Genomic DNA, 25,614 nt, shown 5'->3' with positions numbered 1-25,614 from the left:
GAAGTTGTTTTTGATAATTTTTGTTCTTCAAGAATCAAGTTATTTCAAGATTATTTTAAAATCAAAGAATAATTTTAAAATTCAAAATAACATTCAGATTTGTCAAACATTTATAATTATCATGTTATAATATTTATGTTTATTTATTAGAATTCAATTCTAATAAACAAATTTATATATATTTCATTCGATAATTGTATGAAATTAATTGAGCCGCTCAGACAGTCTGCAAAAATTTGTTTTCGTGTCTTCGCATATTTATTATATCGTTTTTATAATTCCAAACAATTACTTAAACCAGTTAATTATATTTTAAACTTATGTTTATAATTTAAAATATATCTTAAACAGTTCATCTTTATATTTCAAAAGACTCTGAAATAATTTATTGATATAGAATGTTAAACGGTCAAAACAGTCAATTCAAATATTTTCTTTTATTATTTAAATATTTTTTTATTTTGGATATTTTTAAAACAATAATAATTTAACAAATATGTCTAATTTTTCTATAATTTGCAATGATAATTTTTTTAAATAATTCGCCCGCCGTTGATTTTTATTTTTTGTATTTTTGTTTCAGAAATAATGACGGCGTTTGATCTCAAAAATAAATTAAAAAATAAATCCGTTTAGTTCTGATTGATTAAAAATCCGGATGAAAAAAGCAGAATAATTGAAATTTAGAATTAAATTAAAGGATCAAATTAAAGATTTAATTAAAGAATTTTTGAATTAAATTGAAAAATTTTAGAGTTTAGTTAAAAAACAGAATAAGTTAAAAAACAGAATAAGTCCCATCTTCAACCCAGAAGTGCATAATTCATGACTTCCTACGGAGTCATGTAATTTAAGCACTTTCTCGGTCTGTTGTTAATTTGCTTTTCTAATTTATCTAATTCTTCAATGCTTACATAAGCGAAATTTGTTTTTTTCGGGCATTGCCGCCTTATCAATCCTATTGAGTTTTCAACAGTCCCTTTTTCCCAACTATGATACGGTCGGCAGAAATATGTGTCCATATTCAATTCATCTTTCAATCTCATATGTCCTGCATTTTCCGTTCCGTTGTCAAATGTTATCGTTTTCCTCATATTTTCCGGAAGCGTTTTGAAAAATTCAATCGCTTTATCCATCATTTCTTTTGTTGATTTATCATTCAATTTTCTTATAATCATAAATCTGCTTTTTCTCTCAACTGCGACCATAAGACACGCTTTTGATTCCCTTGACACAACAGTATCTATTTCCCAATGTCCGAATTCACTTCTTTCGTCAACGATTTTTGGCCTGTCTTCAATCGAAACCCTGTCCGGAATTTTTCCAATCCGTCTTTCTTTTTTCAATCCTCTTTTTTTCCGTCTTCTGTGCCGTCTTGCCAGGCATCCGATTAAATTTTGTTCAACTTTGTAGATATATTGGTAAATACTTTCGTAGTTGGTTTTTAATCCGGGTTTATCTTTTTTGATCCTTCCTGAAATTTGTTCAGGTGACCATCCCATCTTGATTTGCTCACGAACATACATACGCGTTTCAAGATCTTGCAAAGGTTCTTTCTTTGCCGCATTCAATTTTCGTTCTGTGCTGCGACTTTGAGCTCTCTAAGCATTGTATTTCACTTTGTTTTTGAGTGGCTGATTCCGTTTTAATTCTCGTGAAATTGTAGATTGTGAGCGGCCTAAGGCCGCCGCAATCTCTGCTTGTGTTTTCCCAATGTATGAAAATATTTCAATCCAGAATCGTTCGTATAGTGTGAGATGTGTATACTTTTTATATCCTAAAGCCGTTGTGTGCATGGGTGTTATCCTCCTGTTTCTGCAAATTACAAGAAGATAGTCACCCACTTATTTTTATCGGAGAATATGCACTTCTCCATTGAATTCAGGAGTTAAAAAAATCAGAATAAGTTAAAAAAAATCAGATTTTAATTTTAAGACTCATTTATATTAAGACTTATTTTTGATATAATAAATAATAAGATTCAATGTCAGATGACTCATTTACTTAATATGCAAAGCCGTCACTTTCCGGTATAAAATTTACAAAAAGAATTTGATGGTGGGCCCGCTGCGATTCGAACGCAGGACCTTTCGGTTATCAGCCGAACGCTCCACCAGGCTAAGCTACGGGCCCTCATCGGTTATTGTTGAATGCTCATGAGACAACAATCCTCTAATATGTATTGTGATATTTAAAGGTTTTGCCATATGTCGTTTCTTTGAATTTTCGGCAGACCGCAATCCCTGTTTCAAATCGACAATTATTTATAGAAATTATTCCTTGTGTTTATCCGCAGCGCTGACGCAATTCATTTAGAATTTAAGCGGCGGCGACCGTGTTAATTTTAAGATTTTATTTTATTCATAAAATTTTGATTTTAAACACGATTTTTTAAATGGGCTGGTAGATCAGCGGAAGATCGCTACCCTGGCATGGTAGAGGCCTCGGGTTCAATTCCCGATCAGTCCACTGATAAAAGAATTCAAGCCAAAAATAAGGGAGCTCCCGAAATTCGGGGGTTCCCTTTCTTTTTATTTGGGTATGACCGAACCGGCAGGAGAGAAAGTCTCATGAATTCAATAGAATTTTTAGAAGAAAAAATCAAAAAATATGAGGAACGCATTCAAAAATGTGAATCCGATGCCGAAAGTTACAACACTTCAATTCTTGTATTAATGAAAGGTGAATTGTGCGCCAAGAAGGAAATTAAATTGTTCCAAAAAGAAATTAAAAAAACAAATGCAGGTTCGGAACATATTGAGAAACCAACGGGCTGAGCGCAACTGCAATTTGATATCCTTTTTTCATATAATTTATTATTTTTTTAACTGCTACAGTATTTGAATTATTCTTTTTTAACTCTTCCAATAATCTTTTTATTTCTTTTTTTTCAGTATTTGACAAACCGTCTAAAGAATCAATCGTATTTATTGTTTGATTAAATAAAACGGACACATTCACTTCCACATTCGAAGTGGATTTTGATTCATTATTGTTTGTATTATGAATATGTATTTCCGGAGTATTTCGATTTTGAACAGATACGGCATCAGCAGATTTCAAATCACGAATGTGTTTTTCCAAATAACTGCAACATTTTTTTAAACATTCTTTGTCTGCCCCGGGCATACTGAACCCCATAAAACTCTTGTCGGATCTATATTTCCTAACGGATTCGGTAATACCGTCTACATCACCGCAAGTTTTTTCAAAATCAAAAATAAGGCTTTCATAATCCTCAAATATGTTATTTCGGTCAAGAAGATCAAGACCGGCATTTAATTTTTTTGAATAATATGAGATATCTGAATTCATATAACTGCTATTTACCCCCCAATTAGATATAAACTTCTGGAAAATAAAAAAAGCCGATAAAGACCAGCTTAAATTTTAAATGCCAAATTTAAAAATATATTTTCATCTTTTTCTCTGATTTCTCTCTAAATTTTTCCGGATTTCTCTCAATTTCTTTTCAAATTTTATATCAAAATAATCTTTTTTTCAGGTTCTTTTACTTTCTTTTTATTTTTTTATTGTTTATATTTTTAAGACTTTATTTAAATTTATTAAATCTAAAATGTTTTTATTTTTCAAAAAAACTGTTATTTCTTCCGTCAACGAAGTTGTTTTATATTTGAGCGCATCTTAAAATGTCATTCAATGATTTCAAATTCAGCGAATACTTTATAATCTATTCTATTGTAATGTATCATATAAATTCTCATTTTGAAAATGAGGGATAAATACGGTCGGTTCCCGTATTTTACATATGATTCAGTTTGGTTAGAATATTGAGAGTGATCTAATTATGCAAAAAAAAGTACTGGTTGTCGATGATGAGGACTTGCTTCGTGACCTTCTTGTTCAAATTATCCAGAACTCCGGATACGTTGTTGAACAAGCGAAGGATGGCGAAAAAGGAGTCGAACTTTATAAAAAGTTCAGCCCTAATATTGTGATTATGGATATTGTTATGCCGAACACGGACGGTATTCAGGCAACGGAAAAAATCTTGAAATACGATCCTGAAGCCGTTATTGTTGCATTGACTTCATTCTCTTCAACAAAAGGCGACGACATCCTGAAAGCAGGTGTCAAAGAAGTTATCGGAAAGCCCGTCAAGAGCGCCGATTTGGTTGAAATAATTAAAAAACACATCGGGTAATTCTTTACCCGTTTTTATTTTTCGAATTTCTTTCGTTTTTATTGATTTTCAACATTTTTTATATTTTGGTCTTTCTCAGCATTCTTTTATTTTTGATCTTTCGGTATTCTTTTATTTTTGAACTTTCAGTATTCTTTTATTTTTGGTCTTTCTCAGCATTCTTTTATTTTTGGTCTTTCGGCATTCTTTTATTTTTAGTCTTTCGGCATTCTTTTATTTTTAGTCTTTCGGCATTTTATATATTCAATCATCTCTGCATTCTTTTTCATAATTCTGTTTCTTCGGCAGCTTTTTTTGTGCCGACAGGTGTTCCCTCATCTCTTTTTTCTTTTTATTGTTTTTTCTCATCCTGTTTTTATGTTCTCTCTGAATAATCGTTGTTTCAAAAAAATATAAATAACACAGTTCTCCATTTAATCTTCCATTCAAATAAAACATTATTATGTATCTGAATTCACGCATTTTCGAATGCAGGAAAAACATCATTATTTCATAACATCGGAGTTTTCAATGTATCTGATTATTACGGAAAAGGATACGGCCGCCAAGCGTATCGCGGCAATCCTTTCGGAGAATAAAGTTAAAAAAGTCCGTTACCCCAAGCTGGGCATTGAGACGTATGAGTTCAACTACAAAGATGAACCCACAGTTGTCATGGGTCTCAGCGGACACGTCGTCGGAATTGATTTCCCGAACGAGTACAACAACTGGCAGAAAAATTCGGCCAGAGATTTAATCGACGCTGAAATCATACCGATTTCAACAAACAAAAAAATCGTCACGGCACTGAAAGTGATCGGCAAAAAAGCGGATCATGTCACCATTGCAACTGACTATGACCGTGAAGGGGAATTAATCGGCGTAGAAGCGCTCACGCTGGTCCAATCCGTCAATCCGGACGTCAAGTTCGATCGCGCGCTTTACAGCGCGATTACGCCCAAGGACATCACGCATGCGTTTGACAATTTGACGACCGTGAATTTCGATTTGGCAGACGCGGGGCACGCGCGCGAAGTCATCGACCTCGTTTGGGGCGCAGCCCTCACGCGCTACATTTCTCTTTGCGCCGGCCGCCTCGGCAAACTTTTCTTGTCCGTCGGACGCGTTCAGTCGCCGACGCTTGCGCTTATCGTTGAGCGTGAAAAAGAAAGAGAAGCTTTTATTCCTGTTCAGTATTGGGAAATTGAAGCCGCGCTTGAAACGAAGTCGAAAGAATCGTTTATCGCGGAATATCATACCAATCGTATTTTTGAAAAAGAAATTGCCGATCGCGTTTATTCCAATGTGATTGTCGGCAATGACGCGAAAATCAAAGCGATTGAAGCGAAAAAGCGCAAAGAAAAGCCGCCGATCCCGTTCAACACGACTGAATTTTATGTCGCGGCAAACGCTGTCGGCATTTCCGTCAACAACGCCAAGCGCATGTATCAAACGCTTTATGAAGCCGGTTTTTTGTCTTACCCGAGAACGGACAGCACAATTTATCCGGAAAGTCTGGAACTGCGCTCATTGATTGAAATGTTTGTCGGCACTGAATTTGACCAATACGCAAAAGCGCTTCTTAAAATCGCTGACAAAGACGGTTTAAAGCCGACGCAGGGCAAGAAAGAAGATCCGGCTCACCCGCCGATTCATCCTGTCGCGCCGGCGAAGCGATCTGATATGAAAGAAGACGAATGGAAGATTTACGAGCTTGTCGTCCGCCGCTTCTTTGCAACGTTTGCGGGCGAAGCCGAATGGGACACGATGAAAGTTGAAATCGACATCAACAGCGAAGATTTCAAAAGCAACGGCTCCCGCTTGGTGGAAGAAGGCTGGCGCTGGTATTATCCTTACAACAAGCCGGAAGATCGTGTTTTGCCGCATTTGGAAGAAGGCGATCTTTTGAAAATCACGAGCAAAGAATTATTTGATAAAGAAACGCAGCCGCCGAGCCGCTACGGTCAGGGCCGTTTGATTCGTGTCATGGATGACATGGGAATCGGAACAAAAGCGACGCGCGCTGATATTATCAACAAATTGGTTTCCCGTTATTATGTTCACGGAAACCCGCTTCAGCCGACGAATATGGCTTACTCCGTTATTGATACGCTTGAGGAATATGCGCCGACCATTGTGAAGCCGGATATGACCAAGCAGCTGGAAGCGGATATGGATAAAATTTCGGAAGGCGCTATTTCGGAATCGGATGTTTTGAAAGAATCTCGAGAGATGCTGAACAGTATTTTTGACGAGCTTGAAAAGAATCATGAAGAAATCGGCAAATCGCTTCAGTCCGGTCTCCGTGAAGATAAAATCGTCGGTAAATGCCAGTCCTGCGGTTCTGATTTGAGTATTCGAAAGTCCAAAAAAGGTGCCCGATTTATCGGCTGCAACGGCTATCCCGAATGCAGCTTTTCGCTTCCGGTTCCGAGAACGGGACAGGTTGTTGTGACCGATAAAATGTGTGACGAGCATCAGATGTATAAAATCAAAATCATTACTGAAGGTAAGCGCCCGTGGGAACTCGGCTGTCCGCAGTGCAATTTCATTGAATGGCAGAAGAAGCTTGAGGAAGACGCGAAAAACGGCATTGTCGCCGAAACGTCTGCCGAGCGCACCAAGCGTATTAAAAAAGAAAAGGCGGCGGCAAAAGCCGAGCGCGAGGCAAAAGCGGCAAATCCCGCGGAACTTTCAGACATCAAAGGACTCGGAACGGCTTCGCTTCAAAAACTCAATGACGCCGGAATTATGACGCTTTCCGATTTCAAATCTGCCGATTCCGGAAAATTGTCAAAAGAAACAGGCATCAGTATGAAGAATATTGAGAAATGGAAAGAAGTTCTTTAAGTCGGCTTCTTTCTTTTTTGATTTTTTTGTATTTCTTTAATTTCTCTTTTTATTTCTCTTTATTATTGCCGCTTCGCCGCGCGCGATCTGCTTCATTTTTCTTTGATTTTTAAAATCTGTTCCCTCATTTTGTTTCATTTTTTAAATTGAAACCTAAACATCCAATTTTCAAAATCGGTAAACCTGAACGCCCGATAAAATCCTAAATAAATTTTTTAGATTTGGAAAAAAGAAGGGGTTCCGTTTTTGAAAATTTTGATAAAAAACGATGTTTCATTTAATCTTTAAATTGGAATTAAAAGATAAAATACCGCTCCCGCAAGTTGAGTTCCGGGCGGCGCGAAGCGGCGAACCGGACTTGAAACGCAGCGAGGAAACGAGACTTGGCGGATTTTTCCCAAACGAATCAAAAAATACAAAACAGTCAGCTTTTTCAACTACGTTCGGCTCCTGCCAGAGCTGCCGATTTGCAACTGTCTTTTATTGCTGCCGGCACCGGCTGAGCCTGCAAGTCTGCAACTGTCTTTTAATGTTGCTGCTTACCGATCAGGTTTGCATTTCCGCTTGCATCTGCTCTTTTTTTAGTAATCCGTTGGCATAAAATTTTGCTCGGCTTCGCCTCACAAAATTTCAGGTTGCAGGGGGAGGGCGGTGTTTGTTTCCGATTGGAGTCAGGTTTCTGTTTCTGCTGCCAATCAGGTTTCTGTTTCCGCTTGGAGTCAGGTTTGCATTTGCCGCCGCTGCCGGCAGCCGCAGCAGCTGCCCGCCGCCGCGCGCGAGCCGCACCAATTTTAAAAAAAGCAATAATCAAAAATTGAATCGCAGTTTTCAATAAAATAAGACGGATGTCCGTTTTTGAAAAATAAAAAAGAAAAAGAAGAGAAGTGAAAACTTCTCAATTCAATTTAATCAAATTTAAACAATTAATCAAATTTAAAACCTTTATTCTTCTCAATATGAGCGACTAAGCCGCCGTCATTGAGAATCGTGATCATCGCGTCGGGAAGCGGTGAAAAAGTCAATTCAATGCCTTTTGTCACGTCTTTGATCGTGCCGCCTGCCAAATCGACTTCCAATTGGTCGCCTTCGTCAATTAAATCGGTGTCGCAAATGAGAACCGGTAAACCGACGTTGATCGCGTTTCTGTAAAAAATGCGAGCGAATGATTTTGCCAAAACAGCGCTCACGCCTGCCATTTTTATGATTGTCGGCGCGTGTTCGCGAGACGACCCGAGACCGAAATTGTTTCCGGCGACAACGAAATCGCCTTTCTGAACTTTTTGAGCGAATTCGGGGTCCGCGTCTTCCAAAACGTGTTTGGCAAGTTCCGGAAGATTTGTTCTCAAATGGAACAAACGACCGGGAGCGATGTGGTCGGTACTGATGTCGTCACCGAATTTGAAAGCTTTGCCGTTGTAAATTGTTTCCGCCATTTAAATCACCTCGCGCGGGTCTGCGATAACGCCTGCAATTGCCGTTGCGGCGGCGACAGCCGGAGATCCGAGATAAATGAAGCCTTCCGTGTTGCCCATTCTGCCTTGGAAATTTCTGTTCTGCGTTGCAAGACAAGCTTCGCCGTCAGCGAGAGCGCCTTCGTGGACGCCGACACAAGGACCGCAGCCGGGCGCCATAATGATTGCGCCTGCGCGAATAAATGTTTCAATAAAACCTCTTTGAACGGCTTGTAAATAAATTTCCTTGGATGCCGGAACAATGATCAGGCGCGTGTCAGGGTGTCTGACTTTGCCTTCCAAAATCTTGGCGGCAATTTCAAGGTCGTCGATTCTGCCGTTTGTACAAGTTCCGATAAAGACCTGCTCGATCTTGGTTCCCGCAACTTCAGAAACGGTTGCCGTGTTGTCGACCGTGTGCGGTTTTGAAATCGTCGGCTCGAGTTTGGAAACGTCGATGTCGATGACACGCTCGTATTCGGCGCCGGCATCGGCTTTGATTTCTTTGAATTTATCGCCGCGGCCGCGTTCTTCAAGATACGCTTTGGTTGTCGCGTCGGTTTCAAAAAGACCTGCTTTTGCGCCGGCTTCGACAGCCATATTTGCAAGCGTAAATCTCTGAGACATCGTCATTTTTTCAACGGTTTCGCCGCGGAATTCAAGTGCTTTGTAAGTTGCGCCGTCGGCACCGATGAGACCGATTAAATGAAGGATCAAATCTTTTGCGTAAACGCCTTTTTGGAATTCGCCGGTCACATTCACAAGAAATGTTTCGGGAACGCGGAACCAAGTCTTGCCGAGCGCGATTCCGACGGCAACGTCGGTTGATCCCATTCCGGTTGAAAACGCGCCGAGCGCGCCGGATGTACAGGTGTGGGAATCGGCGCCGATGAGTACGTCTCCCGGATTCACATAAGTTTCGACCAAACGCTGGTGGCAGACGCCTTCGCCGGCTTCGGAAAGATGAGCGCCTGTTTTCTTGGAAAAAGTTCTGAGAATCGCGTGCGCGTTTGACAAATCTTTTTGCGGGCTCGGCGCTGCGTGGTCAATGAATAAAACGGTTCGATCAGGGTTTGCGGCTTGGACTAAATTCATCTTTTCAAGCTGCTGAACAGCGAGCGGTCCTGTTCCGTCCTGAACAGCGGTTACATCAACATCCACGAGTGTGATGTCGCCGGCGTACACGTCCTTGCCGGCACGGCCGCTGATAATTTTTTCAGCTAATGTTTGCGGTTTTTGTGCCATAATCAATCACATTTCAAAAAATAATAAAAACACAGATAAAAGAAAAACGGTAAGCAGAAAACACTCCCGTAAAGACATATATTCTGTTTTGGATAAGTCAATTGACTTTAAATATAAAATAGTATTGGAAAGGGCGATGTTGAATCGTATTTCTCATGTTTTTTAATGAATAAAATGAAATCGATTTGAAATCGATTTGAAAATAAAAATAAAAGAAGACAGGATTCGATTTCGAAAACCGAAATGAAAAATGAGCAGATGAATTCTGAAAATTAAGATGAAAAACGAAAGATGAATTCTGAAAAAGATGATGAAAACAATAGACGAAATTTGAAAAATAAAATAAAAAATGAAGCGGCTCGCGCGCGGCGGCGGCAGCTGCTGCCGGCAACGTAAACCTGTAGACAGCAGCAAACAGAAACCTGTAGGCAGCAGCAAACAGAAACCTGTAGGTAGCAACAAACAGAAACCTGTAGGTAGCAGCAAACAGAAACCTGTAGGCAGCAGCGGCACGTTCGCGAATGCGAACGGATTTCGATAAAAAAAGAGCAGATGCAGGCGGCGACACAAACCAGATTGGCAACACAAACCAGATTGACAGCGGCAATCATAATAAGACAGTTGCAGATTGCCAGGCTCAGCTTGGCAGGTCACAGTAAAAGACAGTCGAAAGAAAACACTTTGCCGGAGCCGAACGCAGTTGAAAAATCGGATTGCTTTTAGTTTTTATTTTCGTATTGGTAGAATCTCCAATTCCTTCTTTCCTCCGCTTGTGCTTCGGAAACGCGTCGTTGGAGGGGGCGGTACGTTGTCTTTTATTTTATATTTTTTTCAATTGAAACATCATCTTTTATCAATTTAATCAAAAACGGAACGCCAATTTTTAATGAAATCTTTTTTAAATTTAGGGTTTTATCGGGCGTTCGGGTTCACTGATTTCGAAAATTGGATGTTTAGGTTCCGATGTCAAAAACAAACAAAAATGCAGGACAAATTTTAAAATTAAACGAAAAATGAAGCAATTCGCGCGCGGCGGCGCAGAAAAAAATGAAAAAAATAAAAAAGAAATGAAAAGGAAATGAAAAATGAATTAAAAAATTGAGGAAGGAAATTAAAGCCCTTCCATAATATGCTTTTCACGCTCCGCTTTTCGTTCCAAATACGGCTCAATTTTAATAATCACATACGTGTCCGGACCGAATCTTTCTTTCAAACAGTTTTCGACGTCTTTTTGAATCGTTGACGCTTCGTTGACGGTCAAATCCGGCTCCACCATGATATGAACATCGATTGCCTTGGAACTGCCGAGTTTTCTCGTTTTGAGTGAGTGAACATTCAAAACACCGTCGCAATCGTTGATAATTGCCTTGATTTCATCGTTCACTTCCGGGCTGAGTGAGGCTTCCATCAAATCGTTGGTGCTGTTGTAAATGATTTTTGCCGCGATATAAAGAATGTAAACCGCCAAGAGAACCGCCATGATCGGGTCAATGATTGCCCATTGGTCACCGAGCAGGATCGCAACGCCGATACCGGCAGCAACGCCGATGGAGGAAAACGCGTCTGTTCTGTGATGCCAGGCGTTGACTTCAATCATATCGCTTTCAAGCTTTTTGGCGACGCGGTGCGTGTACTGATAAAGCAGTTCTTTGCTGATAATTGACAAAAGCGCCACATAAAAAGCAAGCATCGCCGGCTTTTCAATCGGGATGCCTTGCGTAAAATCATAAATTGTCGTGACACCCTCATACAAAATCAAAATGCCTGCAAAAAGAAGCATAAATCCGACGATAACGGAAGCCAGATTCTCGATTTTTTTGTGACCGTAATTGTGAGATTCGTCTTCAGGTTTTGCGGAAATGCGGATGCTGAAAATGACAACAAAATCACTCAGCAAATCGGAAAGCGAATGAACACCGTCGGCAATCAAAGCGGCACTGTTGCCGATAATTCCGGCAGCGATTTTAATGATCGTCAAAACGATGTTTACAATCATTCCGATAACGGTGACCCGAATACCTTCTTTTGACTTATATTCCGAATGCTGAAACGGAGTTTGAAGATCTTTTAAACCGACTGTAACAACCGTATTATTTGCAGCATTATTTGCAGCATTATTTACAGCATTATTTTCTTCTTTTGCCAAAATAATAAACCTCACGCCTGTTTTTCCATAAACGGCACTTGTATGCCTTAATAAATAAAACGTTATAATAGTATTTAAAAAACAAACAAAACAATTTTAGCTCCCGTTAACCGTTTTGAATAAAACGAATGATTTTATGTTCGGCGAAAAGAAACGATAAATTGATTTTCTGTTCTGTCAGGAAAGCCGGCACCGCGCGCGAACGACTCCATTTTAATTAGGTTTTCAAATCCGCCACCCACTTTTTTGTTTTCAGCATTGAAACCAAAACATCCATTTTCAAAATCAATAAACCTGAACGCCCGATAAAACCCTCAAAAAATGTTTTAGATTTGGAAAAAAGAAGGCGTTCCGTTTTGAAGAAAATTGATGAAAGACGATGTTTCAATCATTATTTTTATATGAAATTAAAGTTCGAAAACCGCCCCTCCAACGACGAGTTCCCGAAGCGCAAGCGGAGGGAAGGAGGAGTTGGAGATTCTTTCCCATACAAAACGAAAAATGAGAAACAGTCAGCTTTTTCATCGGTGTTCGGCTCCGGCTGAGCCTGCAAGTCTGCAACTGTCTTTTACGGTTGCCGCGGCCGGTCAGGTTTCTGTTTGCTGCTGCCTGCTTCTGCAGTTACCGACGGGACAAGCCGCCGCGCGCGAGCTGCTCCATTTTTTATTTTACTTTTTCAAAACTTGTCGTTCGTTTTTATTTTATTTTCATCGGAAATCTAAACATCCAATTTTCAAAATCGGTGAACCCGAACGCCCGATAAAACCATAATCTTTAATTTTTAGATTTCATTAAAAGAAGGCGTTCCGTTTTTGAAAATTTTGATGAAAAATGATGTTTCAACCAATTTTAGATTGAATTAAAGTTCGAAAACCGCCCCTCCAATGACGAATTCCAGAAGCGCAAGCGGAGGGAAGGAGGAGTTGGAGATTCTTTCCCATACAAAACGAAAAATGAGAAACAGTCAGCTTTTTCATCGGTGTTCGGCTCCTGCTAATGCTGTCAATCTGCAACTGTCTTTTACTGACGGCTGTTCGTTCCGGCTGAGCCTGCAAGTCTGTAACTGTCTTTTAATGTTGCCGCGACCGGTCAGGTTTCTGTTTCCGCTTGCCGGTCAGGTTTGCGCTGCAATGTCTCTCCAAGCAGCAGCAGCCCGCCGCCGCTCGCGATCCGCACAATTTTTAAAAAGATTACAAAAAACCCGGTCAAAAAATTTTAAAAAATGAAAAAAGAAGCGACCAACTATAAACACAAATAAAATTAAACAAAAAATAAAAACAAAAAAAATAGAAAACAAATTAAAGAAATCAAATTTATGATTCTTTAATCTTTGTCATTTCGAATCCCGATTCTGATTTTGACAGGCTTTGAATTACGTTTTTCATCGCCGTCTTCATCATTGACAACAATCGTTCTCTCGGGCTTTTTTTCCTCAGTTTTGGGCGGCTTTTCTTCTTCTTTCTCATCATTTTTTTCCTGAACCGAGAAATAAACGCCGGCAAGACCGATAATTACAGCTAAAACGATGCTGTAAATGAAATAAGCAATATCAAACGTATATCCGGTTTCGGGCGCGATGATCGACAAAGCGTAACTGCTTGCGCTCCAGAACAAAAGCGTTCCCGAAAGCACGAAAAGCATTTCCACGATATGGTTTTGATATTCCTGTTTGCCGTAAATCTTGTCGAATATTTTTCCGAGAAGATAAACAAAAGCGCAGCCGGAGTACCAAAGAACTGTTTTTTTAATGAACATCGACAGCACTATTAAAAGTCCGTAATAACTGACTTCAATGCCCGTTAAATTCCAAACACTGACAACACCGCTGATCGTTCCGATGACGAATAAAAGAAATGCGGCAAGCGTTGTAACAAATGACAGCTGATGCGAATTAAATGATTGCTTCAATTCTGTCCAATGAAGAATAAATTTGTCGTTGAGCGAATACGCTCGAAGGATCATGTAAATGCCGACAATCAAAAGCGTTCCGATAATGGCCCACTGCGGATTATTTGTCGCCATCGCCAAAGCGTAAATAATAAGCGCGAGACCGATGGGTACAAAAAATGTCTGAAGCAGTTTCGGGTCTTTTAAGAAGTTTTTAATCATGTAGTACGTACTTTCCAAGTTTTCGCTCTGCATGACAACGATTCTTTGAACCGAATCCACTTTGACGCGGGACTGGACAAGCGGAATGAGTGATTCGTCTTCAGCGCCGTCGGATACGAAAACAGCGCTTTTGACATCCTGCGCCGCTAAAAATTCATCCAATTGGTCGGCAATTTTTTTATCCGAAATCGTGCCGACTTTTTTATCCCCTGCAAAAGAAACGATATCGGCGTCAACGCCGAGGCTTCTGAGTTCGTCCAAAATACGGATGCCGCCGAAAATCGTATTTGTATCCGAATCTTCGGGATCAACGGTTGCCAAACTGACGGCAGCGGCAATGTTTGCGCCGCGGCCGACCACCGGCGTGATGACCTTCGCTTTTTCGCCGAGGTCATTGTCCCTGTCAATACAAATAACAAGCGTATCCATTTTATTTTCAATCCCGATTGAAATGAATTATAAAAGTAAAAGAATGATAATAATAATAACAACAATAAAAGTACAATAATGAACTGGCATCCATTCTATTTAAAAATTAGTTAAATTTTCAAGTTGATAGGGGAAGGACAGGTTCTGTTTGCAGCGGGAGGGAGGTGTTTGTTTGCAAATTTTGCTCGCGTCTGACCTTCGGTCAGCCTCTCACAAAATTTCATCGGGCAGGGGGAGGGCGGTGCTTGTAAAAAATTGCTTCGCAATTTTTCAGGCTTCGCCGGTTTGCAGTTTCGGGCAGGTTCTGTTTGCAGCGGGAGGGAGGTGTTTGTTTGCAGTTGGAGGGAGGTGTTTGTTTGCAGCGGGAGGAAGGTTTTTGTTTGCAGCGGAAGGGAGGTGTTTATTGAAAAATCGCTTCGCGATTTTTCGACGGCGCTGCTTCGCCGCTTCAGTCAGCTGCCCGTTGCCGCCCGCCGCGCGAGCCGCACCAATTTTAATAAACCGCGAAAAAACAAATATTCGTTTTTTTAAAAAATCAAAAAAACCGACACTCGTTTTCAAAACAAAAATGAAAAAATTGCCATTCGTTTTTCAAAACAAAAATGAAAATAGTCGACATTCGTTTTTCAAAAAAATAAACAAAAACGGATTCCATGTTTTATTCCAATTCCGAGAAAAATTTGATTCGATCATTTTTTTGGCGAATGATTTGAATCAATTGTTCGGCGCATTCCAATTTTTTCTTTTTGAGCGTTTTCACATTCGGATCTTCAAAGTCAAAACCGATGATCGTCACAGTTGCCGCGCCGAATTCGTCGGCTAAAAAAACACAGCGGTCGCCGTCCGTAAAACCGCCGAAATTAAATAAATGTTCGGGCGGGCGGCATTGACATGTCGGAATGACGGCGTTTTCATTGATTCGATTCAAAAAAGCCGGCATATATTTCTCAAGCTTGTCCTCATTGTCGCCGTGCGCGTGAATCAAAAGCAAGGCGCCTTTGTCGGCGGCTTCGATTTCTTTGATCGCGTCATTTGGATGTTTGCCGTCCAAATCCGTTACGATTACATCGGGAACTTTTTTGTTTTTAATCAAAACGGTTGCTGCGCCGTCTGCTGCGATATAAATTTCATTGCCTTTTGCCTCTTGTGAAAATGAGCGGAACTCGGTTTCAAGCGTCGGCGCGTTGCCGCAAATAACAATGTTTCTGTCGGCGATTTTATCCTTCAGAGAAGCGATTGCGATTTCTTTCTTTCCGAATTCAGGATTGCTTCTTTGAACACCTTTGTAAACAGTTGAAAGCCACTCCGCTGTTTTTAAATCAGACGCTTCCGAAAAACCAAAGCGCTTCAAAATAATTCGATATAACGGTTCCCACTCATTGTAATCCATTTTTTCGCCTGTTTTTATTTATTTTTTGGTTTGCTTTTATTTAGCTTATTTTTTAGTTTTAGTTTGTTTTTTAGTTTTAGTTTGTTTTTTAGTTTTAGTTTGTTTTTTAGTTTGTTTTTTAGTTTGTTTTTTAAGTTTTAATTTGTTTTTAATTTTTGAACTTTTCATATTTATAAAAAATCTATAAATACATTTAATAATTCATTTTTCATTTTAACTTTACCTTAATTATTTGTTTTCTTAATGATTTTACCGATTTTACGATTCAATACTTTAATACTTTACAAAAAACAGAACGGTAAAACGAAATCAAAACGGGATTATCTGACGGACGGATTATACAAATGCAAAAAATGAAAAAACTGGCGAAATACCTTCTTCCTTACCGCTTTGCCGTAGCAGCGGCAGTCTTTTTAATCTTTCTTCAATGTCTGACGCAGCTCCTGCTTCCCGATTTAATGGCAAGAATGGTTGACGTCGGAATCATTGAAGGCGATATCGATTACATTTACACGATGGGCGTTTACATGCTCATCATTACCGTTTTCAGCATGATTTTTTCAATTGCGGCAAACTATTTCACCTCCAAAGCCTCCGCCGGCTTCGCAAAACTGCTTCGCAAAGACTTGTTTGACAAAGTCGATTATTTTTCCCTCGAAGAGTTCGACCGCTTCGGAACATCAACGCTCGTCACTCGAACAACAAACGACGTTTCCCAGCTTCAAAACGTCATCATGATGATGCTTCGCGTCGTCGTCGTCGCGCCTTTAACGTTTCTCGGCAGCATTTTGCTGATGCTCAATAAAGATGTGACTTTATCATTAGTTGTTCTCGCAGTTGTTCCACTGCTCGCCATTTTTGTATATTTCGTTTCCCGCAAAATCATTCCAAGCGTTCAGGAAATGCAGAATCAGCTGGACAAAGTCAGCCGAATCCTTCGAGAAAGATTGACCGGCGTTCGCGTCATCCGCGCGTTCAACAAAGAAGAAGCCGCCGCCAAACAATATGAAGCGGCAAACGATGATTTAACGGTCGTGTCGCTCAAAGTCAACAGAATCGTCGCCATTCTTTTCCCGGGAATGCTTTTCTTAATGAACCTGGCAACCATCGCGCTTTTATGGTTCGGAAGTTTCAGAATCGAAACCGCCGGATTGACCGTCGGCGACATGATGGCGTTTATTCAGTACGTGACAATGATTATGATGTCGGTTGTCATGATTTCATTCATTTTCGTCGTCATCCCGCGCGCGAAAGTTTCGGCCGATCGTATTTTAGAAGTTTTGAACACGAATGAATTGATTCAGGATTCCGAAAACACGGTGCTGTTTGAAAATAAGAATCAGAATAAAAATGAAAATAAAAATATAAACGAAAATATAAGCGAAAATGCAAACGAAAATACAAATGAAAATGCAAATGAAAATGCAAACGAAAATGCAAACGAAAATGCAAATGAAAATATTATTTCCGATATTCCCGCAGTCGAATTCAAAAATGTTTCTTTCAGGTATTCCGATTCCGATAAAATGATTTTAAAAGATATTTCATTTTCAATTCATCACGGCGAAACCGCGGCATTAATCGGCGGCACCGGCTCCGGAAAAACTTCCTTGATCAGTTTGGTGCCGCGTTTTTATGACGTTGCCGACGGCATTGTTTATGTTGACGGCACGGATGTCCGAGACGTGAAGCAGTCCGATCTGCGCCAAAAAATCGGTTTCGTTCCGCAAACAGCCGTGTTGTTTTCGGGAACAGTTGCTGAAAATATCCGCTACGGCAAAGAAGATGCAACAGATGCAGAAATTTGGAAAGCGCTTGAGATCGCGCAAGCCGCCGAATTTGTTGAAAACATGGAAGAAGGCATCCAATCTTATATTTCTCAAGGCGGCACAAATATTTCCGGCGGTCAAAAACAAAGACTGACAATCGCGCGCGCTATCGTCAGGCGCCCCGAAATTTACATTTTTGACGATAATTTTTCGGCGCTGGATTACAAAACCGACGCCGATCTCAGATACGCGCTTAAAACAGAAATCAAAGACGCGGCGGTTCTGATCGTCGCACAGCGCGTGGCAACGATTCGAAATGTTTCCAAAATTATTGTTTTAGATAACGGCGAAATTGTCGGCATCGGTTCGGATACCGAATTGATGGAAACATGCAGCGTGTACAAAGAAATTGTTGAGTCTCAAAGCGGCAGCATGACTGAGAACGGCGCGGACGGCGGCAGCAGCGCAGGTGAAGGCGACAACACGGACGGCGACAACACGGACGGTAGCAGTACGAACGGCAGCAGCACAGACGGCAGCAGCACAGACGGCAGCAGCACAGACAGCGACGGTAATGGCAGCGACGGTGATGGCAGCGCGGATAATGACAATACAGATGCGGAGGTGACGGAATGAGTCACTCATCTTCCTCTCCCTCTTCATCCTCCTCTTCATCCTCTTCAATTTCTAAATCCGATCAAAATCGATCGTTTACGGGACGGCAGAGAAAAAATTCCGGCGGTCACGGCCCCGGTCCGGGTTTTCTCGGGACATTCGAAAAGCCGAAGAGTTTTAAAATCACTTTGAAACGGCTTTTGAATTATTTGAAACCGCATCGTTTGGGAATTGCCGTTGTCTTTGTTTTGGCGATTTTGAGCACGGCTTTTACGGTTTTAGCGCCGCTTGTGATTGGTGAAATCGTTAACGTTTTGTTTGAAGGCATCGTTGTCAGCGAAAGATTGACAATCGATTATTCGGCGGTCACGACTTTGCTGCTTTTGCTGCTCGGCCTTTATGTCGGCAGCTCCGTGTTTGCTTACGGGCAGCAATATATTATGGCGGGCGTGACTCAGAAAGTCGTTTCTGATTTGCGTGTCGAAGTCGGTTCGAAATTGTCCCGCTTGCGCCTGAAATATTATGATACGCACACGCACGGCGAGATCATGAGCCGCATTTTGAGTGACGTTGACACGATCAGCAACACGCTTCAACAGGGCATTGTTCAGCTTCTGACATCGGCGGTGACGTTGATCGGCATCATTCTCATCATGCTTTATTTGAATCCGCTGCTGACGTTTATTTGTTTCATGATTTTGCCGGTCTCTGCGGTTTTGACGAAAATAATCGTTGACAAATCCCAGCCTTATTTTAAGAAGCAGCAGGTGATTACGGCGGATTTGAACGGTCATGTTGAAGAAATGTACACGGGCCACAAAATCATCAAGGCGTTCGGCCATGAAGAAAAGGCGTCGGAAACGTTTGACGGCATCAACGAGAATTTATATGACACGGGCTGGAAAGCGCAGTTTATTTCGGGAATTGCGATGCCGGTTCTTTTTACCGTTCAGAATATCGGTTATGTGATTGTTTGTATTGTCGGCTGTCTGTTTGTGCTTGCCGGTTCGATGAATATCGGAAATGTCCAGTCTTTCATTTTGTATTCCAAGCAGTTTACACAGCCGATCACGCAAATTTCAACGGTGATTACGACGATTCAGTCAACTTTGGCGGCGGCCGAACACGTCTTTGAAGTTTTGGACGAAGAAGAGGAATTGTCCGACGCGCCCGATGCTGTGTCTGTCGTGAGTCCGAAAGGCGCTGTTGTTTTCGATCACGTAACTTTTGGTTACGAGTCGGGAAATCCTGTCATTCATGATTTGAGTTTGAATATTTATCCGGGCGAATCAGTTGCAATCGTCGGTCCGACGGGTGCCGGAAAGACAACGATTTTGAATCTTTTGATGAGATTTTATGAAATCGACGGCGGTCAGATTTTAATTGACGATATTGATATTACAAAGATGAAGCGCCATGATTTGAGAAGTTTGTTCGGCATGGTTCTTCAAACGCCGTGGCTGTTTTACGGAACGGTTCGCGAAAATATCGCTTACGGTCGCGAAGATGCAACGGAAGAAGAAATCATCAGCGCGGCAAAAGCGGCGTATGCGGATTCTTTCATTCGGAAATTGCCGCAAGGCTATGATACGATTATTAATGAAGAGGCGTCAAACATTTCCGAAGGTCAGAAACAGATGCTGACGATTGCAAGGGCTTTTCTTTCCAATCCTGTTATTCTGCTCTTGGACGAGGCGACAAGCAACGTTGACACGCTGACCGAGGTTCACATCAGGGACGCGATGGCGACGCTTATGAAAGGGCGGACGAGCTTTGTGATTGCGCATCGTTTGTCAACCGTCAGAAACGCCGATTTGATTTTGGTGATTAACAAAGGTGAAATTATCGAGCAGGGCAATCATGATGAATTGATGGCAAAAGACGGATTTTATGCAATGCTTTACAACAGCCAGTTCAGCAGCGATAATTTGGATGAAACTTTTGAACAGGTTGAAAAGAAAATGTCTGAAAAAAATCAAATGAATGAAAATAATAAAAATAATAAAAATAATTGAAAAATAATGAAAATAATTGAAAATTAAATTTTGAAAATTTTTGAATTAATTTGTCATTTCATGTTTATGAAAAATTATAAATTATTCGAAAATTTTAATTTTTTAATTAATTTGAATATTTTTAATCTTTTTGGTTTAATTATTTCGATTTGATTATTTTTTTGGAGATTTGTTTGTTTTTTGATTTATTTTTCAATTTTTTTTGAAATCGGTCGGCATTTTTCATTTTGTTTCCCTAAATAATTTGATACGTTTCATTTTATTTTTTCAAAAATCAAATTGCAGATTTCATTTTGTTTTTAAAGCGGTGCGGCTCGCGCGCGGCGGCGGCCGGCAGCGGCGGCTGCTTGGCAGTCGGCTGCAGCGCAAACCTGACCGGCAAGCGGAAACAGAAACCTGTAGGCAGCGCAAAAATAGAAACCTGACTCCAACTGCAAACAAACACCGCCCTCCCCCTGCAACTTGAAATTTTGTGAGGCGAAGCCGAGCAAAATTTAATGCCAACGGATTACCATTAAAATGAGCAGATGCACGCGGAAACGTAAACCTGATTGGAAGCAGCAACCATAAAAAGACAGTTGCAGACTGACAGGCTCAGCCGGAGCCGGCAGCATTTAAAGACAGGTGCAAGACGGAACAAGCAGGAGCCGAACAGCAGCTAAAAATCAGCCGTTTTTGCATTTTTCGTTTCGTATGGGAAGAATCCGCCAAGTCTCAATTCCCTTCGCTACGCTGCGGGAATTTCAACTTGCGGGGGCGGTTTTCGAACTTTAATCAAATCTAAAAATTAATTGAAACATCTTCTTTAACTAAAATATTCAAAAACGGAACGCCTTCTTTTATCGAAAATTCAAAAATTTAAGATTGGGGTTTTATCGGGCGTTCAGGTTCACCGATTTTGAAAATTGGATGTTTAGGTTTCAATGTTAAAAATGAAACAAAAACAAGGTTCGGGTTTGAAAATCAAATGAAAAACGGAGCAACTCGCGCGCGGCGGCGCAGACAAAAATGATTTTGAAAAATAAAATCTTGAAAAAAATGAAAAAAGAATGAGAAGACTTTGAAGATTCTAAATTTTCTATCTCCTTCATTCCGAAATCACGCAGCAAAGCGCTCTCACTTTCTCTGTTTCGCCGACGACCGACACGACGTCGCCTTCTTTGAACGTAAATCTGCCGTCAGGGTTCATGATGACATCATCGTCGCGCTCGACACCGATGACCAAACACTCCGATTTGTCGCGAATGGTGCAGTTGCAAAGCTGCTGCCCGAGAAGCGGTGAATTTTCTTCCACCACAAACTGCTGAAGAACGACTTCATCCTCTTCTTTTTCAGGAGGCGTGATTGAATGGTCTTCAATTTCGGTTTGGAACGCGCTCATCTGCTCATCCGTTCCGAGAACGACAACTTTATCCCACGCGGAAAGACGCATGTTGCCGCCGGGAATATTGTAGCGCTGGTCGCCTCTGATGATGGAAACGATATTGACGCCGTATTTTTGGCGGAATTCTAATTCAGCCAATGTTTTTCCGACGATCGGAGAATCGGGGTCAATGTCAAACGTATCCATGTGAATATTTTCCAAATCAGAAACATCCGCTTCTTTTTTAAGCTTGCTTTCGCTGCGCTCGTTTAAGTTTTTCAGGAAACGCTCTTCAAACATCGTGTACTGCTTTTGAAGCGTTTTTGACCAAAGCGTAAACGCGATCACGAAAATGACGAGAATCGCAATCAAACCGGCTTTAGACGTGTATTCCATGAAAATCACATACGCGACAATGAGCGCGGCAATCAGGAAACGAACGAGCATTAAAGAAATCAAATAACCTTTTTTGAAATTCGGGTCATTCCAAAGCGTTTGGAAGTTTTTGGTCTTGAGCTTGCTCATTAAAAGCGCGCTTAAAAACGGCGCCATGATCAAAACCGTCACGCCGACAGAAATCAGAGATCCTTGCCAGCCGCCGATATTTTCCTGGAAAAACGGCGAAATATATGTCACCGATAAAATCGCAATCGCGACCAAAATGACGCCGTAGATGAGAATTACAAAAATATTGGATTTGAGAACTTTTTTCCATGTATTGTCTTTGTTCAAAGTCTTGCTTCCCGATCCGTAATTGTTCAAGAAGTCGCGCAGGCGCGCCGGCAAAATTTTATTAAAGGCTTCGTAAGCGTTTCCGGAATATTTGATCATATACGGCGACGTGAATGTTGTGATGACGGAAACCGCAATGACGACCGGGTAAAGGAAATCGCTTGTCACGCCTAAACTCAAACCGAGCGCGGCAATGATGAACGCGAATTCACCGATTTGAGCCAATGAAAATCCTGACTGCATGGAAACTTTCAAATTCTGGCCGGAAATCAAAACGCCGAAACTGGAAAAGAATGCTTTTCCGAGAATGGTTGCAATCGTGATGATCACAATCGGGCCGGCGTAGTCAAACAAAACTTGAGGATCAAGCATCATGCCGACCGATACGAAGAAAACGGCGCCGAATAAATCTTTGATCGGTTTTGTGACATGTTCGATTTTTTCGCCGTCGATGGTTTCTGCGAGAATCGAGCCCATGATGAAAGCGCCAAGCGCTGAGGAAAATCCTGTTTTGACGGACAAAACAACCATTCCGAGACATAGACCGATGCCGATAATGAGAAGCATTTCGTCGTTCATGTATTTGCGTATGTATTTGAAAACGGTCGGCAGGATGAAAATGCCGGCGATGAACCACAAAACCAAGAAGAAAACCATTTTGGCGATGCTTTCAAGAAGTTCGACTCCGAGTGACGCGTGTGCCAAAACGACTGCCGGAAGCAGAACCATCATTAAAATCGCGATCAAATCTTCGACAATCAAAACGCCGAAAACGACGTTTGTGAATTTCTGTCCTCGAAGTTTTAAGTCTTCAAAGGCTTTGATGATGATCGTTGTTGAGGAAAGCGCAAGCATTGAGCCTAAGAATAAGCTGTCCATTGTGTTCCAGCCCATTAAATAGCCGATTGCAAAACCGACGACAAGCATGGAAATGACTTCGGTGACGGCGGTGATGGAAGCTGTTCCGCCGACTTTCATGAGTTTTTTAAAACTGAATTCCAAACCGAGACCGAAGAGCAGGAATATAACGCCGATGTCTGCCCAAACGGATATGTTTTCCGAATCGGATATGGACGGTATATATTGCCCGATACTGTCCGGCAAGTATGCCGCCAAATATCCGCTGATCAGCAGCCCGGCAACGATGTAGCCCAAAACAAGCGGTTGTTTGAAGCGCTTAAAGATGAGCGTGATAACTCCTGCTGCAATTAATATCAGTGCTAAATCCGTAATCAGCGGTGACAGTTCCATCGACATGACTGTAATTTCCCTAAATCTTTTGAAATAAATCAATTATAATAAAGTCAGTTAAAGTTAAATTTTTCAAATAAACGAAAAAATAAAAATATGAAAGTTAAGACAACTTACGCCAAATTGTTCAAAACTTAAAATAAATATTCTTTATTGTAAAGCATATTTTATATTGTTTTTGCTTGAAAGTTTACAATAGATCCGAGTTTTACTTTCCGTTCGGGTTTTAGATGCTGTTTAAATTCTGAACGATTTTCTGTTTCGGGTTTTAAATATTTTTATTGAATGTTCAATTTTTTGTTTCATTTTTTAATTTTTCGATTTTTCTGTTTTTCAATTTTTCTGTTTTTTTATTTTTTCTGTTTTTTAGTCTTTGTTCTTGTCAAAATAATTATGAAACGATGGAGCGGTTTTCGATCAAATGACTGAAAAATGAGGCGGCTCGCGCGGCGGCCGGCAGCGGCAGCTGCTGCCGTAACGAAAGTCTGATCGGCAAACGCAAACCTGAAGGTAGCAGCGGAAACACAAACCTGAAGATAGCAGCGGAAACACAAACCTGATTGCAAGCGGCAACCGCAAAAGACAGTTGCAGATTGGCAGGCTCAGCCGGAGCCGACACATAGCTGAAATGTCTGGCTGTATTTGGTTTTTATTTTCGTATGGTAAGAATCTCCATCTCCTCCTTCCCTCCGCTTACGCTTCGGGAACTCGTCGTTGGAGGGGCGGTTTTTGAATTTTTCTTCAATCTAAAATCAATGAAACATCTTCTTTAACTAAAATTATCAAAAACGGAACGCCAATTTTTTAATGAAATCTGTTTTTTAAGTTTAGGGTTTTATCGGGCGTTCAGGTTCACCGTTTTTGAAAATAGGATGTTTAGGTTTTGCTGAAAACAAAATAAAATAAAAATGCGGGACAAGTTTGAAAATCTAAATAAAAATGGCACGGTTCGCGCGAAGCGGCAGCTTTTCGGTTCAAAATTAAAACAAAAGCAAAAATAAAAAAAGAAATGAAAAATTCAGCGACGGCCGAATTATTCCAATTTGTCAACTTTCTTTGCGTGTTCGACGAAATACTTGAAGCAGTCGTTACCCCAGTTCAAGGAGCGGTTGTCGGTGGCGACAAGGTATTTTTGCGCGTCGTAAAGGCCGTTCTTGTAGAACAAAGAGAAGTAAAGGAAGCCTTCTGTTGTGATGATAAACAAGTTGACGCTGTCGATTAAGTAAAGTTCGTTGTCTTTTAACGCAAGGAACTGCTGAAGCAATTCTTTATAGTCTAATCTGAATTTGTCATAAACATCCTGCGTCATGATGATTCTGGACGGAGTCTTGTTTTTGACCATTTCTTGGATCATTTCAAGACTGGACGGCATGAACACGGAAATAATTCCTGAAACTTTCTGAGCGGCATCTAATTTTTCAACGATGATTTTGTTCTGCTCAAAAACGTTCTTGGACGGGTCCTGGAACAAAATACTGTTTTCCAATTCGTTGAAACGTTCAAGAAGGTGGTGCGGAATCGCGTTTGTGTCGTGGTCGGTCCAGAAGTCGCTGGTTTCTTCAAAAACGTTTAAAATTTCCACGAGCGGCGTGTAATATTTCAAAATAACTTTGCCGATCGGCGTTAAATAATATTCATTATTTGTCTTTTGAATCAAATCAGCTTCAAGAAGCTCTTTAATACGCGGATAGATTTCCGGCGTTTTAACATTGAAGAATTCTTTGATTTCAAAAAGCGTACGCGGTTTTTCATCAATTAAAAAAAGTAAATCTTTTCTTTTCTCAGAATATGTAATCAGGCTTAAAAGTCCTCTACCTTTCATTTTCGTGACACCCATTTATTATAACACATGCCAAACAAATCAAACAAATATTGACAAACTTGACAAAAATTGTTCAGTCGACATATAAATTATATAGTAAATATACACTCCATCTTTTGTAATATAAAGGTTTCGTATTTTTATAATAAATTATATCATGAAAACGAATGTGCCCGCAGAGTTATTTTTTAAAGCAGAATATTTTTCAAAAAATAAATCAAAATTGAATGAAAAATAAAAATCAAAGTTCAATAAAAGATTCTAACAAACAAATATCATAAAA

Annotated in this window: 23 protein-coding genes, 2 tRNA genes and 1 pseudogene; 11 read left to right on the top strand and 15 right to left on the bottom strand. The window is 40.5% G+C overall.

Translation table 11 applies throughout. The features are described 5' to 3' along the window. Positions 1 to 833: 833 nt before the first annotated feature. The 3 genes and pseudogenes from MmiHf6_RS02330 to MmiHf6_RS02325 form a co-directional block, all read right to left on the bottom strand. Positions 834 to 1,586: pseudogene (locus MmiHf6_RS02330) on the bottom strand (IS30 family transposase); the annotation flags it as partial. Between the two features lie 15 nt (positions 1,587 to 1,601). Continuing rightward, positions 1,602 to 1,796, bottom strand: coding sequence for a helix-turn-helix domain-containing protein (locus MmiHf6_RS10200; protein ID WP_420891311.1), 195 nt, complete (start codon positions 1,794 to 1,796; stop codon positions 1,602 to 1,604). 260 nt (positions 1,797 to 2,056) lie between these two features. Then, positions 2,057 to 2,133: transfer RNA gene (locus MmiHf6_RS02325), tRNA-Ile, on the bottom strand. 264 nt (positions 2,134 to 2,397) lie between these two features. Between MmiHf6_RS02325 and MmiHf6_RS02320 the strand changes: the two genes are divergently transcribed. Next, a tRNA-Ala gene (locus tag MmiHf6_RS02320) sits at positions 2,398 to 2,469 on the top strand. A 101-nt stretch (positions 2,470 to 2,570) separates the two neighbouring features. After that, positions 2,571 to 2,777: a hypothetical protein gene (locus MmiHf6_RS02315; protein WP_316558102.1), complete on the top strand. Its 207-nt coding sequence runs from the start codon at positions 2,571 to 2,573 to the stop codon at positions 2,775 to 2,777. On the opposite strand, the gene MmiHf6_RS02310 is transcribed toward MmiHf6_RS02315, so the two are convergent. Next, positions 2,728 to 3,315: a hypothetical protein gene (locus tag MmiHf6_RS02310; RefSeq protein WP_316558101.1), complete on the bottom strand. Its 588-nt coding sequence runs from the start codon at positions 3,313 to 3,315 to the stop codon at positions 2,728 to 2,730. The two genes, MmiHf6_RS02315 and MmiHf6_RS02310, sit on opposite strands and share 50 nt — an antisense overlap. Before the next feature lie 493 nt (positions 3,316 to 3,808). Between MmiHf6_RS02310 and MmiHf6_RS02305 the strand changes: the two genes are divergently transcribed. The 4 genes from MmiHf6_RS02305 to MmiHf6_RS02290 all read left to right on the top strand — a co-directional run bounded on the left by MmiHf6_RS02305 (position 3,809) and on the right by MmiHf6_RS02290 (position 7,789). Next, positions 3,809 to 4,165, top strand: a complete 357-nt coding sequence (locus MmiHf6_RS02305; RefSeq protein WP_316558100.1) for a response regulator — start codon at positions 3,809 to 3,811, stop codon at positions 4,163 to 4,165. Between the two features lie 510 nt (positions 4,166 to 4,675). Continuing rightward, positions 4,676 to 6,994: a DNA topoisomerase I gene (locus tag MmiHf6_RS02300; RefSeq protein ID WP_316558099.1), complete on the top strand. Its 2,319-nt coding sequence runs from the start codon at positions 4,676 to 4,678 to the stop codon at positions 6,992 to 6,994. Between the two features lie 358 nt (positions 6,995 to 7,352). Next, positions 7,353 to 7,595: a hypothetical protein gene (locus MmiHf6_RS02295; protein ID WP_316558098.1), complete on the top strand. Its 243-nt coding sequence runs from the start codon at positions 7,353 to 7,355 to the stop codon at positions 7,593 to 7,595. A gap of 50 nt (positions 7,596 to 7,645) precedes the next feature. Continuing rightward, positions 7,646 to 7,789 carry a hypothetical protein gene (locus MmiHf6_RS02290; protein WP_316558097.1) on the top strand — a complete coding sequence of 48 codons (144 nt, stop codon included), beginning with the start codon at positions 7,646 to 7,648 and terminating at the stop codon, positions 7,787 to 7,789. Positions 7,790 to 7,917: 128 nt separating this feature from the next. Here the strand turns inward: MmiHf6_RS02290 and MmiHf6_RS02285 are convergent, their stop codons facing one another. The 4 genes from MmiHf6_RS02285 to MmiHf6_RS02270 all read right to left on the bottom strand — a co-directional run bounded on the left by MmiHf6_RS02285 (position 7,918) and on the right by MmiHf6_RS02270 (position 11,836). After that, entirely contained in the window at positions 7,918 to 8,427 is a 510-nt protein-coding gene (locus MmiHf6_RS02285; RefSeq protein WP_316558096.1) for a 3-isopropylmalate dehydratase small subunit, read from the bottom strand. Next, entirely contained in the window at positions 8,428 to 9,690 is a 1,263-nt protein-coding gene (locus MmiHf6_RS02280; RefSeq protein ID WP_316558095.1) for a 3-isopropylmalate dehydratase large subunit, read from the bottom strand. 272 nt (positions 9,691 to 9,962) lie between these two features. Then, positions 9,963 to 10,301: a hypothetical protein gene (locus MmiHf6_RS02275; RefSeq protein WP_316558094.1), complete on the bottom strand. Its 339-nt coding sequence runs from the start codon at positions 10,299 to 10,301 to the stop codon at positions 9,963 to 9,965. Between the two features lie 500 nt (positions 10,302 to 10,801). Further along, on the bottom strand, positions 10,802 to 11,836 hold the full coding sequence (locus MmiHf6_RS02270; protein ID WP_316558093.1) for a cation diffusion facilitator family transporter: 1,035 nt from the start codon (positions 11,834 to 11,836) through the stop codon (positions 10,802 to 10,804). Between the two features lie 471 nt (positions 11,837 to 12,307). On the opposite strand from MmiHf6_RS02270, the gene MmiHf6_RS02265 reads away from it, so the two are divergent. Both MmiHf6_RS02265 and MmiHf6_RS02260 read left to right on the top strand, forming a co-directional pair. After that, the gene (locus MmiHf6_RS02265) at positions 12,308 to 12,607 is read left to right on the top strand and encodes a hypothetical protein (protein ID WP_316558092.1); all 300 of its coding nucleotides are present in this window, start codon (positions 12,308 to 12,310) and stop codon (positions 12,605 to 12,607) included. A gap of 113 nt (positions 12,608 to 12,720) precedes the next feature. After that, complete coding sequence (locus MmiHf6_RS02260; protein WP_316558091.1) at positions 12,721 to 13,062, top strand: hypothetical protein; 342 nt, start codon at positions 12,721 to 12,723, stop codon at positions 13,060 to 13,062. A gap of 97 nt (positions 13,063 to 13,159) precedes the next feature. Here MmiHf6_RS02260 and MmiHf6_RS02255 read toward each other — a convergent pair whose 3' ends face one another. Further along, positions 13,160 to 14,374 (bottom strand): DUF373 family protein, encoded by a 1,215-nt coding sequence (locus MmiHf6_RS02255; protein ID WP_316558090.1) that lies wholly within the window; start codon positions 14,372 to 14,374, stop codon positions 13,160 to 13,162. A gap of 255 nt (positions 14,375 to 14,629) precedes the next feature. On the opposite strand from MmiHf6_RS02255, the gene MmiHf6_RS02250 reads away from it, so the two are divergent. Beyond that, the gene (locus MmiHf6_RS02250) at positions 14,630 to 14,905 is read left to right on the top strand and encodes a hypothetical protein (protein WP_316558089.1); all 276 of its coding nucleotides are present in this window, start codon (positions 14,630 to 14,632) and stop codon (positions 14,903 to 14,905) included. A 127-nt stretch (positions 14,906 to 15,032) separates the two neighbouring features. Here MmiHf6_RS02250 and MmiHf6_RS02245 read toward each other — a convergent pair whose 3' ends face one another. Then, positions 15,033 to 15,764, bottom strand: a complete 732-nt coding sequence (locus MmiHf6_RS02245) for a 6-hydroxymethylpterin diphosphokinase MptE-like protein (RefSeq protein ID WP_316558088.1) — start codon at positions 15,762 to 15,764, stop codon at positions 15,033 to 15,035. A gap of 344 nt (positions 15,765 to 16,108) precedes the next feature. Between MmiHf6_RS02245 and MmiHf6_RS02240 the strand changes: the two genes are divergently transcribed. Together MmiHf6_RS02240 and MmiHf6_RS02235 are read left to right on the top strand one after the other, a co-directional pair. Beyond that, entirely contained in the window at positions 16,109 to 18,169 is a 2,061-nt protein-coding gene (locus MmiHf6_RS02240; protein WP_316558087.1) for an ABC transporter ATP-binding protein, read from the top strand. Continuing rightward, complete coding sequence (locus MmiHf6_RS02235) at positions 18,166 to 20,163, top strand: ABC transporter ATP-binding protein (RefSeq protein ID WP_316558086.1); 1,998 nt, start codon at positions 18,166 to 18,168, stop codon at positions 20,161 to 20,163. The genes MmiHf6_RS02240 and MmiHf6_RS02235 overlap by 4 nt, the downstream gene beginning before the upstream one ends. A 274-nt stretch (positions 20,164 to 20,437) precedes the next feature. On the opposite strand, the gene MmiHf6_RS02230 is transcribed toward MmiHf6_RS02235, so the two are convergent. The 5 genes from MmiHf6_RS02230 to MmiHf6_RS02210 form a co-directional block, all read right to left on the bottom strand. After that, positions 20,438 to 20,608: a hypothetical protein gene (locus MmiHf6_RS02230; RefSeq protein WP_316558085.1), complete on the bottom strand. Its 171-nt coding sequence runs from the start codon at positions 20,606 to 20,608 to the stop codon at positions 20,438 to 20,440. A gap of 69 nt (positions 20,609 to 20,677) precedes the next feature. Next, entirely contained in the window at positions 20,678 to 20,803 is a 126-nt protein-coding gene (locus MmiHf6_RS02225) for a hypothetical protein (RefSeq protein ID WP_316558084.1), read from the bottom strand. A 447-nt stretch (positions 20,804 to 21,250) separates the two neighbouring features. Beyond that, positions 21,251 to 23,509 carry a cation:proton antiporter domain-containing protein gene (locus MmiHf6_RS02220; RefSeq protein WP_316558083.1) on the bottom strand — a complete coding sequence of 753 codons (2,259 nt, stop codon included), beginning with the start codon at positions 23,507 to 23,509 and terminating at the stop codon, positions 21,251 to 21,253. A 391-nt stretch (positions 23,510 to 23,900) separates the two neighbouring features. Next, on the bottom strand, positions 23,901 to 24,128 hold the full coding sequence (locus MmiHf6_RS02215; protein ID WP_316558082.1) for a hypothetical protein: 228 nt from the start codon (positions 24,126 to 24,128) through the stop codon (positions 23,901 to 23,903). 414 nt (positions 24,129 to 24,542) lie between these two features. Further along, positions 24,543 to 25,346: a helix-turn-helix transcriptional regulator gene (locus tag MmiHf6_RS02210; RefSeq protein WP_316558081.1), complete on the bottom strand. Its 804-nt coding sequence runs from the start codon at positions 25,344 to 25,346 to the stop codon at positions 24,543 to 24,545. Positions 25,347 to 25,614 lie beyond the last annotated feature (268 nt).

Source organism: Methanimicrococcus hongohii (genome assembly GCF_032594095.1).
Taxonomy (GTDB): Archaea; Halobacteriota; Methanosarcinia; order Methanosarcinales; family Methanosarcinaceae; genus Methanimicrococcus; species Methanimicrococcus hongohii.
This window is presented reverse-complemented; position numbering and strand designations above follow the sequence as displayed.

Bases quoted from the DNA above. Each gene is read 5' to 3' on its own strand.
- MmiHf6_RS10200 (WP_420891311.1), bottom strand. From the start codon at position 1,796: ATGCACACAACGGCTTTAGGATATAAAAAGTATACACATCTCACACTA.
- MmiHf6_RS02315 (WP_316558102.1), top strand. From the start codon at position 2,571: ATGAATTCAATAGAATTTTTAGAAGAAAAAATCAAAAAATATGAGGAA.
- MmiHf6_RS02310 (WP_316558101.1), bottom strand. From the start codon at position 3,315: ATGAATTCAGATATCTCATATTATTCAAAAAAATTAAATGCCGGTCTT.
- MmiHf6_RS02305 (WP_316558100.1), top strand. From the start codon at position 3,809: ATGCAAAAAAAAGTACTGGTTGTCGATGATGAGGACTTGCTTCGTGAC.
- MmiHf6_RS02300 (WP_316558099.1), top strand. From the start codon at position 4,676: ATGTATCTGATTATTACGGAAAAGGATACGGCCGCCAAGCGTATCGCG.
- MmiHf6_RS02285 (WP_316558096.1), bottom strand. From the start codon at position 8,427: ATGGCGGAAACAATTTACAACGGCAAAGCTTTCAAATTCGGTGACGAC.
- MmiHf6_RS02280 (WP_316558095.1), bottom strand. From the start codon at position 9,690: ATGGCACAAAAACCGCAAACATTAGCTGAAAAAATTATCAGCGGCCGT.
- MmiHf6_RS02275 (WP_316558094.1), bottom strand. From the start codon at position 10,301: ATGATTGCCGCTGTCAATCTGGTTTGTGTTGCCAATCTGGTTTGTGTC.
- MmiHf6_RS02260 (WP_316558091.1), top strand. From the start codon at position 12,721: ATGACGAATTCCAGAAGCGCAAGCGGAGGGAAGGAGGAGTTGGAGATT.
- MmiHf6_RS02255 (WP_316558090.1), bottom strand. From the start codon at position 14,374: ATGGATACGCTTGTTATTTGTATTGACAGGGACAATGACCTCGGCGAA.
- MmiHf6_RS02245 (WP_316558088.1), bottom strand. From the start codon at position 15,764: ATGGATTACAATGAGTGGGAACCGTTATATCGAATTATTTTGAAGCGC.
- MmiHf6_RS02240 (WP_316558087.1), top strand. From the start codon at position 16,109: ATGCAAAAAATGAAAAAACTGGCGAAATACCTTCTTCCTTACCGCTTT.
- MmiHf6_RS02235 (WP_316558086.1), top strand. From the start codon at position 18,166: ATGAGTCACTCATCTTCCTCTCCCTCTTCATCCTCCTCTTCATCCTCT.
- MmiHf6_RS02220 (WP_316558083.1), bottom strand. From the start codon at position 23,509: ATGGAACTGTCACCGCTGATTACGGATTTAGCACTGATATTAATTGCA.
- MmiHf6_RS02210 (WP_316558081.1), bottom strand. From the start codon at position 25,346: ATGGGTGTCACGAAAATGAAAGGTAGAGGACTTTTAAGCCTGATTACA.